The following is a 10278-nucleotide window of genomic DNA, read 5'->3' as shown; positions in this document are numbered from 1 at the left end:
GGGGAGATGGCGGACATACTGGTGGTGGTCGAGCATCAGGAAGGGGCGTTCAAGAAGACGACCCTATCTACGATTTCGGCGGCGAAGACGCTCGCGAGCCTGATCGGGGGGGAGGTCGACGCTCTCGTCCTCGGGCAGGGGGCCCAGGCGGTGGCAGATACCGTCGCTTCCCACGGAGTGCGCTCCGTCTTGCTGGGCGAAGGCGAGGCATTCGCGAAATACCTGGCGGTGTCGTACGCCCCGGCGGTCGCCGGGCTGGTGAAGAAAAAAGGGTACGGGGCGGTCATGGCCCCGGCGTCGACCTTCGGCAAGGACTTCATGCCGCGCCTGTCCGGCCTGCTCGACGCCCCTCTGGCAAGCGACATCGTGGGACTTGCCAAGGAAGGGGAGAGCCTGCGTGTCCACCGTCCCCTGTACGCGGGGAACGCAATCGCCACGGTGGAGCTTTCCGGAAGCCCGCTTCTGTTCACGGTGCGGCAGACCGCCTTCGATCCGGCCCCGAAGGCCGACGGGAAGGCGCCGGTGACGAAGGTGTCCGTGACGGCGGACCCGGCGGGAACCGTCTTCGTCGGCCGGGAGGAGACCAAGTCCGAGCGCCCGGAGCTGACCGAGGCGCGGGTCGTCGTGTCCGCGGGCCGGGGGATCAAGTCCCAGGAAAACTACAAGCTCGTCGAGCAGCTCGCCGACCTCTTCGGGGCTGCGATCGGCGCCTCCCGCGCCGCGGTGGACGCGGGGTGGGCACCCAACGACTGGCAGGTCGGGCAGACGGGGAAGATCGTCGCCCCGGAGCTCTACATCGCCCTGGGGATCTCCGGCGCCATCCAGCACCTGGCGGGGATGAAGGACTCCAAGGTGATCGTCGCCATCAACAAGGACGAGGAAGCCCCCATCTTCCAGGTGGCCGACTACGGGCTGGTGGCCGACCTGTTCAAGGCGGTGCCCGAGCTGATCGAGCAGATCAAGAAATTGAAGTCCGCCTGAGGCGTTACCGATATAGTATTATCGGAAGCCCACGTGGAACCGGGCGAAGCCTCGTGCGTGGGCGTTTTTCCATCCGTTCGGGAATGGTTTCCCCGGAGGTGTCCCCTTGAAAGGAAGAAGTTCCCGCGACGACCTTCTCTCCCGCCTGAAGCGGAAGGACTTCACCGCGGCGGTCATCGGCCTCGGGTACGTGGGGCTGCCGCTCGCGATCGAGTACGCGGGGGCGGGGATTCGCGTCATCGGGATCGACGCCGACGGCGCCAAGGTCCGGGCGATCCGCTCGGGGAAGTCGTACATCGACGATGTCCCCCCCGAAGCGGTTCGAAACGCGGTGGAAGCCGGTCTCCTGCGGGCGACATCCGACTACTCGGCGCTGGCCGAGGCAGACACCGTCAACATCTGCGTCCCCACGCCGCTGCGCAAGACGAAGGACCCGGATCTCTCCTACGTCGTGAACGCGGCGGAGCAGGTCGCGAAATACCTCCACCGGGAGATGCTGATCGTCCTGGAGAGCACCACCTACCCGGGGACGACCGACGAACTCCTCGTCCCGATGTTCGAGGAGAAGGGGTTCACGGTCGGTAAAGACATCTTCCTCGCCTTCTCCCCGGAGCGCGTCGATCCGGGCAACACGCAGTACAGCACGAAAAACATCCCGAAGATCGTCGGGGGGGCGACGCCTCGCTGCACGAAGATGGCGGAGGCCCTCTACGGGGGCGTGATGGAGCAGATCCACCCCGTCTCCAACGCCGCAGTGGCGGAGATGGTCAAACTCCTGGAGAACACGTTCCGCTCGGTGAACATCGGGCTGGTGAACGAGATCGCCCTCATGTGCAACCGCATGAAGATCGACGTCTGGGAGGTGATCGACGCCGCGAAGACGAAGCCTTTCGGGTTCATGCCGTTCTACCCCGGGCCGGGGATCGGGGGGCACTGCATCCCCCTGGACCCGTTCTACCTGTCGTGGAAGGCGAAGCAGTACGGCTTCGAGTCCCGGTTCATCGAGCTGGCCGGTGTGATCAACGGGCAGATGCCCCACTACGTGGTCGGCAAGGTCGTCGACGCGCTCAACCGGTTCAAAAAATCGGTCAACGGCGCGAAGGTTCTGGTCCTGGGCGTCGCCTACAAGAAGGACATCAGCGACGTCCGCGAGTCTCCGGCGCTCGACATCCTCCAGCTCCTCTCCCAGAAGGGGGCGAAACTCTCCTACTGCGACCCGCACGTGCCGGTCCTCTCCGAGCACGGGATGAAGATGAAGGCGCAGCCGTTTTCGGCGGCGACGCTTCGGCGGGCCGACTGCGTCGTGGTGGTGACCGACCACAGCGCCTTCGATTACCAGCTGGTCGCCCGCGAGTCGAAGGTGGTGGTCGACGCCCGCAACGCCCTGAAAGGGAAAAACGGCCACAAGATCATCAAACTCTGAAAAAAGCGTAGGGACGTTCTTAAACTTTTTAATCCCGGGCAAAGGATTTGCGCATCGGAGACAACCATGAGTTCATGGACCAGTTGGAAAGGGACTTCTTCCGCATATCAATTCGGATGTGGATTCGCGGTTTTCGGAAGTAGGCGGGCGGAGAGTCGCAGCATGCGAAACAATCGCATGGTTTGACTGATGGTGATGGTTCCAGCGCATCTCTGGTCGGATAAAAAGTTTTAAGAACGTCCCTGTGCTTTTGGGAGGGCGGATGTTCTACCTGGTGACAGGCGGAGCGGGGTTCATCGGGTCGAACTTGGTATCGGCCCTCCTTGCGTTAGGCCACAGGGTCCGGGTTCTGGACAATTTCCTCACGGGGAAGAAAGAGAACCTCGCCGGCCTCGTCGAAAGATATAGAGAGGCGTTTGAGCTGGTGGAGGGGGATCTCCGTGACCTCGAAGTTACGCGTCGAGCCGTGGAGGGGACGGAATACGTCCTCCATCAAGGTGCGCTCCCCTCGGTCCCTCGCTCGGTCGCGGACCCGGTCCTGTCCAACGAGATCAACGTGGGGGGGACGCTTACCCTCCTCGTCGCGGCCCGGGATGCCGGGGTCGGAAGGGTCGTCTTCGCCGCCTCTTCTTCCGTTTACGGCGACACGCCCGAACTCCCCAAGCGCGAGTCGATGACGCCGAACCCGAAGAGTCCCTACGCCGCCCAGAAACTTGCCGGCGAGCACTATATGCGGATCTTCTGCGAGGTGTACGGCCTCGAGACGGTCTCCCTACGGTACTTCAACGTCTTCGGGCCGAAACAGGATCCGGCGTCGACGTACGCAGCCGTGATCCCCCGGTTCATCACGTCGGTCCTCTCCGGGACTCCCCCTACGATCTACGGGGACGGCCTCCAGACGCGCGACTTCACCTACATCGACAACGTGGTGCAGGCGAATCTCCGGGCGTGCGAGGCCCCGAAGGAGGCGTGCGGGAGGGTGTTCAACATCGCCTGCGGGGAGCGCGTCTCCCTGCTCGACATCCTGGAGATCGTCTACAAACTGTCCGGCCGCCGCGTCGCTCCCAAGTTCGAGCCGTCGCGACCGGGGGACGTCCGCGACTCCCTGGCCGACATCTCCCTGGCGAAGGATCTTCTCGGGTATGAACCTCAGGTCGGGTTCCCCGAGGGGCTCTCCCGGACGTTCGACTTCTTTTCAAAACAGGGACGTTCTTAAAACTTTTCATGGGGCGGTGCCGGCCCACGGTGGCATCGCTACCTGGCGGCAAAGTCTCCGCAAGCCCGCCTGAAAAATTCGCCTTTCGCTCACCGAGGACCATGGTCGGAACGCTTATTGCGTTCTTCCCCTGGTATGCCGAGAGGTTCGAGGATCGATTTTCCCGGGGCATTCCACCATGTGTGCGCCAGGGGAATCGAGAAAAGGGATATCGTCAAAGACGACCGGGACCGGGAGGAACTCCGCCGCCGGGTCCACTTGAACCTTGAACGGGCGAAGGCCTCCTGTCTGGCCTGGGCATTTCTGCCGAATCATTTTCACCTTCTGTTCTACAGTGAAGACGGCGTCCTGTCCCTGTTCATGCATCGACTGATGTCGGGCTACTCGTTGTATTTCAACCGGAGACACCAACGGGTAGGGCATCTGTTCCAGAACCGGTTTCGATCCTCCGTCATCAAGACGGAGCCGTATCTGCGGGAAGCAATCCGGTACATTCATTTGAATCCCCTTCGTGCGGGTCTGGTCGGCACGCTGGATGATCTTGCCCGATATCCCTGGACCATGCACAGGGAAATCCTCCGGTCCGGAGGGTTTCCGTGGGCCGAGTTCCCGATGCTGGGGGATTTCTTCGGTGGGGATGGCGGGAACACGACGATCATGAATTATCTGGAGTTCCTGGAGGCCGGATTACGGACGGACCCCACAGTCTCCATTTCGTACCGTCCCGGCCAAGGGGAGACGATGTTCTCGTCGGGGTGTGGGACCGCTTCAGTGTCGGAAGAACAGGAAGAGTCGTATGGCGAATTCCTCCGGGTGGTGTCCAAGGCCTGCCGGGAGGCAGGAATTCCCGTTGACCGGTTCCAAACGGGGCGAAGGGACCGAATCTCTTCGATCGTCAGGACCGAGATTCTTAAGCATTGCGTCGCCGTGATGGGCATGGAACGGCGCCAAGTCTCCTCGTGGTTGGGGATCACGGACGCTGGAGGAGCCTACTTGCTCCGGACGGCCGAAAAGCGCGGTGCCCATTCTCCGCTTCCCGGTGGAATAGCGAACGATTCGCCATCCGGCATGATCCCGGACCCCGCCGTTTCCCGCTCATAGGAAATCAGGTTGGCACCACCCCCCCGATTCACGACCCGATATGAAAAGTTTTAAGAACGTCCCTAAGCTTTTTTGCGGCAGACGATGAGGAACGCCGAGTGGGAGAACATCCACTGGACGGGGCGCACGGACAGCCCCTTCACGTGCCAGGGGCGATGGATCACCTCGAAGACTTCCGGCTCGGTGAAGCCGCCCTCCTCCTCGATCCGGTCGACCATCTGCTTGACCTGCAGCGTGGAGGGGAGGTAGGAGAGCAGGATCCCTCCCGGGACGAGCGCCGAGGCGGCGTGGGGGACCACGTGCCACGGCTCGGGCAGGTCGAGGACGATCCGGTCCACCTCCCTCTCCTCGATCCCCTGGTAGATGTCGCGCACCTTGATCTCGTGGTTCTCGCACGCCCCGAGGAACCGCTCGACCGTCCGGCCGCCGCTCGCGGCGAAGTCCTCCCGCACCTCGTACGACACGAGGCGCCCCTTCGGCCCGATGGCCTCGAGCAGCTTGATCGCGAGCGCCCCCCACCCGATCCCCGCCTCGACCACGGTGGCGCCGGGGAAGATGTCCGCCCACAACAGGATGGGGCCGATGTCCTTCGGGTAGATGATCTGGGCGTGCCGCTTGAGGTTCATCACATATTGGATGAACGTCGGCCGGAATACCCGGTACTCCGCCCCCATGGCGGTCCAGACCCGGCTACCGTCCGCCTTCCCGATGATGTCGTCGTGCAGGAGGTTCCCCTTGTGGGTCCCGAAGGGCTTCCCCGGGGTCAGGATGATCATCCGCTCCTCCCCCTTCGGGTCGACGAGGATCACGGTCTCTCCCGCGCGCAGCGGCCCCGCCGGGCTCCGTCCTTCCATCACCGCCGCCCCCCTTTGCCGACCTTCTCCTTCAGCCGGCAGAACGCGCACGTCTCCGTGTACGAGGGCGCCCCGCAGAGCGCGCATTTTGTCGGCGCGCCCCCGGCTTCCTCCTCCCCGCCGGCCGCCGCCCCCTCTTCCGGAAAGGGAAGGAACGTCCCCCTGCTTTCCCTGCCCTGGAGGAAGCCCTGGTAGAAATTGATCCGGGTCCCGGGCATCTTCTCCTCGATGAGGGAGAGGGCCTCCTTATAGACGAGGGAGGTGGCGTCGAAGCTCATCGGGCACTCCTCGGTCACGTAGTCGATCTCCTTGAGGAACCCGTACGCCGCCGTCTCCCTCTCGCTCACCCGCCACAGCGGCTTGATCTTCCGCACCAGTCCGTCGCTCGCCTCGGGCAGGAGGGGATGCTGGCGCGCAAGGTGCTCCCGGTGCCAGTGCATCAGGTTCCCCAACAGTCTTGCCGACTCGTCGTCGAGGTTGTGGCCGGTGGCGACCACGGAGAACCCGCGCGAGGCCGCGACCCGGTTGAAGAAGTACCGTTTCACCGTCCCGCAGACGGAGCACTCCTCCTTGCGGCTTTTCTTGGCCGCCTCGGGGATCGGCACCCCTTCCCGCCGCAGGTCCACGACGATGGGCTCCTTTCCCCGGGATTCCGCGTAGGCCATGACCTTCTCCCTCGAGCGGTCCGAGTACCCCTCGATCCCGAGGTCGATGGTGAGCCCCTCCGCGTCGTACCCGAGATCCAGGAGGATGTCCCACAGGACGAGGCTGTCCTTCCCGCCGGAGACGCAGACGAGGACGCGGTCGCGCGGGGAGAGAAGGGAGAACTTCCGGATCCCCTCCTCGACCTGCCGGCGAAAAAAGACGAAGAAGCATTCGGGGCAGAAGGCGGAATGGTGGCTGGGCAGGTCGACCGCGGCCGCGGCCTTCCCGCATCGCTTGCACTTCACCGGTTAGCCTCCGGAGACGACGGAGATGATGTCCACGGTTTCGCCGTCCTCGACGCACTGGTCCTTGGTGAGCAGTTTCTTGCCCTGCGTTACGAGGACCGTGGTGGGCCGGACGCCCGCGGCGGCAAGGATGTCCATGACCCTCTTCGGGCCCGGGATCTCCAGTTCCTTCTTCTTCTGCGGCATGCGGACTCGGATCATTCCGGCGTTTCCTTTCCGCGGTCGATTTCCCCATCATCATAGCAGACTGCCGTCCCGATTTCGGTTGAGGAAAGGAGTGCGCGGGAGTAAGATGAGGGCCATCTCATCTTGGAACAGGAGGATTTTTCCCATGCGTTTGCGCGCTGTTTGGTCTTTCCTTGTCGTGCTGCTGATGGTTGCCGCAGTCTCCGGGTGCGCCAAGAAGGAGGAGCCGAAGCCCGTCGCGCCGGCGCCGGTCCCCGCGATATCCGCCGTGGAGGAGGGGAAAGCCCTCTTCGAACAGAAGTGCAGCGTCTGCCACGGCCTCGACCGGGCCACCGCCCGCACCGAGACCAAGGAGCGGTGGATGTCGATCATCAAGGAGATGCAGGGAAAGAAGGCGGACTGGATCACGGACGCGGACGCCGCGAAGATCCTCGAGTACATCTCCTCGACGCACGGGAAGTGACGGTCGCATGGACCGGATGAGAGAGAAGAGAGCCGGGAAACGGCTCGGGGCGTTGACGGTGACGCGGATGCGGAAGGGGAACGGCTGCCCGATCACCGATGAGGAAGCCCGGGTGATCATCGATTATATCCTAACGATACGCGGTCCGGCGGCGAGGTAGCGCCGGGGGAATCCGGGGCGAGCCGCGAGACGCCCGGACGATGGTTGGGACGGGCGACCCTGTTTCCGCGGGTCGCCCGTTTTGCATGGGGGAGAAAACAGGCCATGGACATCCTGCAGGCGGTTCTGCCCGTTTTTCTGGTGATCGCCATCGGAGCCGCCGCCCGCCGGTTCCGGTTCCTCGGGGACCCGTTCATCGACACGGCGAACATGCTCGTCTATTACCTTCTGCTCCCCGCCCTCCTTTTCTACAAGATCGGCACCTCGAATTTCCGGGAGGCGTTCAACGCACCCCTCGTCATCGGGGGGTACGCGGCGACCGTGGCCACCTTCCTCCTGGCGGTCTTCCTCTCGCGGGCCCTGGGAATTTCCCCCGCCGAGCGCGGCTCGTTCGTCCAGGGGGCGTTCCGGGCGAACCTCGCCTACGTGGGGCTGCCGATCGTCCTCTCCGCGGCCGGGGACATCGGGCTGCGAAAAGGGGGGATCCTCCTGGGCTTCATGGTCCCGCTGCTCAATTCCCTGGCGGTCGTCGCCCTCATCCTCCCGCACGGCGACGGGAAGGGTCGCGCGAGGGAGAACGCGCGCCGAATCGGGCTCCAGCTTGTCACCAACCCCCTGATCCTCTCCTCCTTCCTCGGGATCGTCTGGAGCATGCTGAAGTTCCCCCTCCCCGGGCTGGTCGACAACACGCTGGAGATCCTCTCCTCGGCCACGCTGCCGCTGTCGCTTCTTTGCCTGGGAGGTTCGTTCTCCTTCGAGCGGGCCCGGTCGGGGTTCCGCGTCGCGTCGCTGGCGGCGGGGATGAAGACCCTCCTGCTGACGGCCATCGCGGTCGCCCTCTACCGGTGGATGGGGCTTTCCGGGCAAGACCTGCGCGTGGGGGTGATCATGATGGGGTGCCCGACGGCGGTGATCACCTACGTGATGGCGTCGCAGCTGAACGGGGACACCGACCTCGCGGGGACGATCATCGTCCTCTCCACGGCGACCTCGGCCGTCACGATCTCGGGCTGGCTCCACGTGTTACACGTGGCCGGCTGGTAGGGGCAGAACCGCGATCACCCTCCGGGGGCCGTGGACCCCGACGGTGAGGGTCAGCTCGATGTCCCCCGTTCGGCTGGGCCCCGTGATCAGGGAGATGTTCCGGGGAGGGTCGGCGGAGAGCGCCTCGAGGCAATCCTCCATCCCGGCCAGGAACCGGTCGGGGGCGAGGAGGGCGACGTGGACGTCCGAGGCGAGCCCCGGCAGAAGCGATTTCCCCCCCCGGCTGGTCTGGACGATCGTGCCCGACTCGGCGATGGCGAACTCGGCGGACTGGATTCCCGCCGAGACCGGCGGCTCGGCCTGCACGACGTCGCCGGGGGAGGCGAGGAGGAACGGCCCGAACGGGACGAGGTCGTCCGCCACCTGGCGGGAAGCCGGGTCCTCCTCCGGGAAGAAGAGAGCGGTGACCCCCTCCACGCGGAGCAATTCCCCCAGGCCCGGGATCACGCGTTCGGCGGGCCCCGCGAGGAACGTCCCGCCCAGCGCTTCGAACTTGCGCCGGAACAGATCGATCCTCTCCTGCACGCTGCCCGCCCCCCCCGGCTCCCGGGACGCGACGTAGGGGAGGCCCGGTTCCGCCACCGTCCGGCCGCGCAGCGCCGCGCGGACGCGGTCCAGCAGTTCGGCCGTCCGTCTCACCGGGTCCACGGACGGATCCCCCGCTGTTTTTTCCACAGTTTCCGGAAGGGCTGGGGGGCGGGAGCGGGAAAATCGCGCCGCTCGGTCCAGCCGGAAAGCTGGAAGGGGAGCCATTCGACCTTCCGCTCCTTGAAGAGGAGCTGAGAGACGACCCCCGCCATCCTCTGGAACGCTTCCAGGATGCCGGCGCGGCTCATCACCGACGCGAAGGCCTTCATCCCCAGGACTTCCGCGGGGGATTTGAGCCCCTGCGCCCGCCCGTCCGCCCGAAGTTCCACGAGCATCCCGGGAAGCGGGATCTTGACGGGGCAGACCTCCTCGCAGGCGCCGCACAGCGTGCTGGCGTCGGGAAGGGGAGACGACTCCGGGAGCCCGAGAAGAAGCGGCGTCAGGACCGATCCCACCGGTCCGTGGTACACCCAGCCGTAGGCGTGCCCGCCGACGCTCTGGAACACCGGGCAGACGTTGAGGCAGGCGCCGCACCGGATGCATTTCAGGATCTCCCGGTACTTCCCCTGCAGGATCCCGGTGCGCCCGTTGTCCAGAAGGATGATGTGGAGCCTCTCGGGACCCTCGGCGTCCCCGGGGCGCTTCGCCCCGGTCAGGACGGACACGTACGAGGAGAGGGCCTGGCCCGTGGCGCTTCGCGAGAGGAGCGACATCAGGACGGGCAGATCGGCGAGCCGGGGGATGACCTTGTCGATCCCCGTGATGACCAGGTGAACGCGCGGGAGGGTGGTTACCATCCTGCCGTTCCCCTCGTTCGTGACAAGGACCACCGATCCCGTGTCCGCGCACAGAAAGTTCGCGCCGCTGATCCCCATCTGCGCGGAGAAGAACTTGTCCCGCAGCCGCCTGCGGGCGATCCGCGTGAGCGCGGGGATCTCCTCGGTGTACGGCTCCCCGAGTTTCTCCTCGAAGAGACGGGAAACCTCCTCGCGCGTCTTGTGGATCGCGGGGGCGATGAGGTGCGACGGCGCCTCCCCCGCGAGCTGGATGATGTACTCCCCGAGGTCGGTCTCGACCACTTCGATCCCCGCGGCCTCGAGCGCGTCGTTCAGGCCTACCTCCTCGGCGACCATCGACTTCGATTTGACGGCGAGGGAGACCCCTTCCTCCCGGGCGATCCGAACGGCGATCTCCCGGGCCTCCGACCCGTCCCGCGCCGCATGGACCACCGCGCCGAGGTTCCTCGCCTCGGTGATGAACCGGGCGAGGTGCGCGTCGAGATTGTCGAGCGCCTCCTGCCGGATCCGCGAGGC

At 65.1% G+C, this 10278-nt stretch carries 12 protein-coding genes; 7 read left to right on the top strand and 5 right to left on the bottom strand.

Annotated features, from left to right (window positions below):
* From VJ307_10245 to VJ307_10230, 4 genes are all read left to right on the top strand, one after another.
* Positions 1-981 (top strand): electron transfer flavoprotein subunit alpha/FixB family protein (locus VJ307_10245; protein HJX74522.1); only part of this gene is annotated, 981 nt, incomplete at its 5' end.
* Between the two features lie 106 nt (positions 982-1087).
* Positions 1088-2404, top strand: coding sequence for a nucleotide sugar dehydrogenase (locus VJ307_10240; protein HJX74521.1), 1317 nt, complete (start codon positions 1088-1090; stop codon positions 2402-2404).
* A 262-nt stretch (positions 2405-2666) separates the two neighbouring features.
* Entirely contained in the window at positions 2667-3620 is a 954-nt protein-coding gene (locus VJ307_10235) for an SDR family oxidoreductase (protein HJX74520.1), read from the top strand.
* Positions 3621-3755: 135 nt separating this feature from the next.
* Entirely contained in the window at positions 3756-4721 is a 966-nt protein-coding gene (locus tag VJ307_10230) for a transposase (GenBank protein ID HJX74519.1), read from the top strand.
* Between the two features lie 62 nt (positions 4722-4783).
* Here VJ307_10230 and VJ307_10225 read toward each other — a convergent pair whose 3' ends face one another.
* From VJ307_10225 to VJ307_10215, 3 genes are read right to left on the bottom strand one after another with little or no spacing between them, the layout of a single operon-like run.
* Positions 4784-5575 (bottom strand): tRNA (adenine-N1)-methyltransferase, encoded by a 792-nt coding sequence (locus tag VJ307_10225; protein HJX74518.1) that lies wholly within the window; start codon positions 5573-5575, stop codon positions 4784-4786.
* Positions 5575-6525 (bottom strand): ATP-binding protein, encoded by a 951-nt coding sequence (locus VJ307_10220; protein ID HJX74517.1) that lies wholly within the window; start codon positions 6523-6525, stop codon positions 5575-5577. Before VJ307_10220 ends, VJ307_10225 begins: the two co-directional genes overlap by 1 nt.
* 3 nt (positions 6526-6528) lie before the next feature.
* Positions 6529-6726 (bottom strand): hypothetical protein, encoded by a 198-nt coding sequence (locus VJ307_10215; GenBank protein HJX74516.1) that lies wholly within the window; start codon positions 6724-6726, stop codon positions 6529-6531.
* 130 nt (positions 6727-6856) lie between these two features.
* Between VJ307_10215 and VJ307_10210 the strand changes: the two genes are divergently transcribed.
* The 3 genes from VJ307_10210 (at position 6857) to VJ307_10200 (ending at position 8377) form a co-directional block, all read left to right on the top strand.
* The gene (locus VJ307_10210) at positions 6857-7174 is read left to right on the top strand and encodes a cytochrome c (protein HJX74515.1); all 318 of its coding nucleotides are present in this window, start codon (positions 6857-6859) and stop codon (positions 7172-7174) included.
* Positions 7175-7181: 7 nt separating this feature from the next.
* Positions 7182-7334 carry a hypothetical protein gene (locus VJ307_10205; protein HJX74514.1) on the top strand — a complete coding sequence of 51 codons (153 nt, stop codon included), beginning with the start codon at positions 7182-7184 and terminating at the stop codon, positions 7332-7334.
* A 104-nt stretch (positions 7335-7438) separates the two neighbouring features.
* The gene (locus tag VJ307_10200) at positions 7439-8377 is read left to right on the top strand and encodes an AEC family transporter (protein ID HJX74513.1); all 939 of its coding nucleotides are present in this window, start codon (positions 7439-7441) and stop codon (positions 8375-8377) included.
* Here VJ307_10200 and VJ307_10195 read toward each other — a convergent pair.
* A complete protein-coding gene (locus tag VJ307_10195) occupies positions 8357-9016 on the bottom strand; it encodes an LUD domain-containing protein (protein ID HJX74512.1) in 660 nt (219 codons plus the stop codon). The two genes, VJ307_10200 and VJ307_10195, sit on opposite strands and share 21 nt — an antisense overlap.
* Positions 9013-10278 (bottom strand): LutB/LldF family L-lactate oxidation iron-sulfur protein (locus tag VJ307_10190; protein HJX74511.1); only part of this gene is annotated, 1266 nt, incomplete at its 5' end. The genes VJ307_10195 and VJ307_10190, both read right to left, overlap by 4 nt.

The sequence above is a fragment of the Candidatus Deferrimicrobiaceae bacterium genome, assembly GCA_035256765.1.
Lineage (GTDB): Bacteria > Desulfobacterota > Deferrimicrobia > Deferrimicrobiales > Deferrimicrobiaceae > CSP1-8.
The sequence above is the reverse complement of the archived record's forward strand: the minus strand, read 5'-3'. Positions and strand labels throughout refer to the sequence as shown.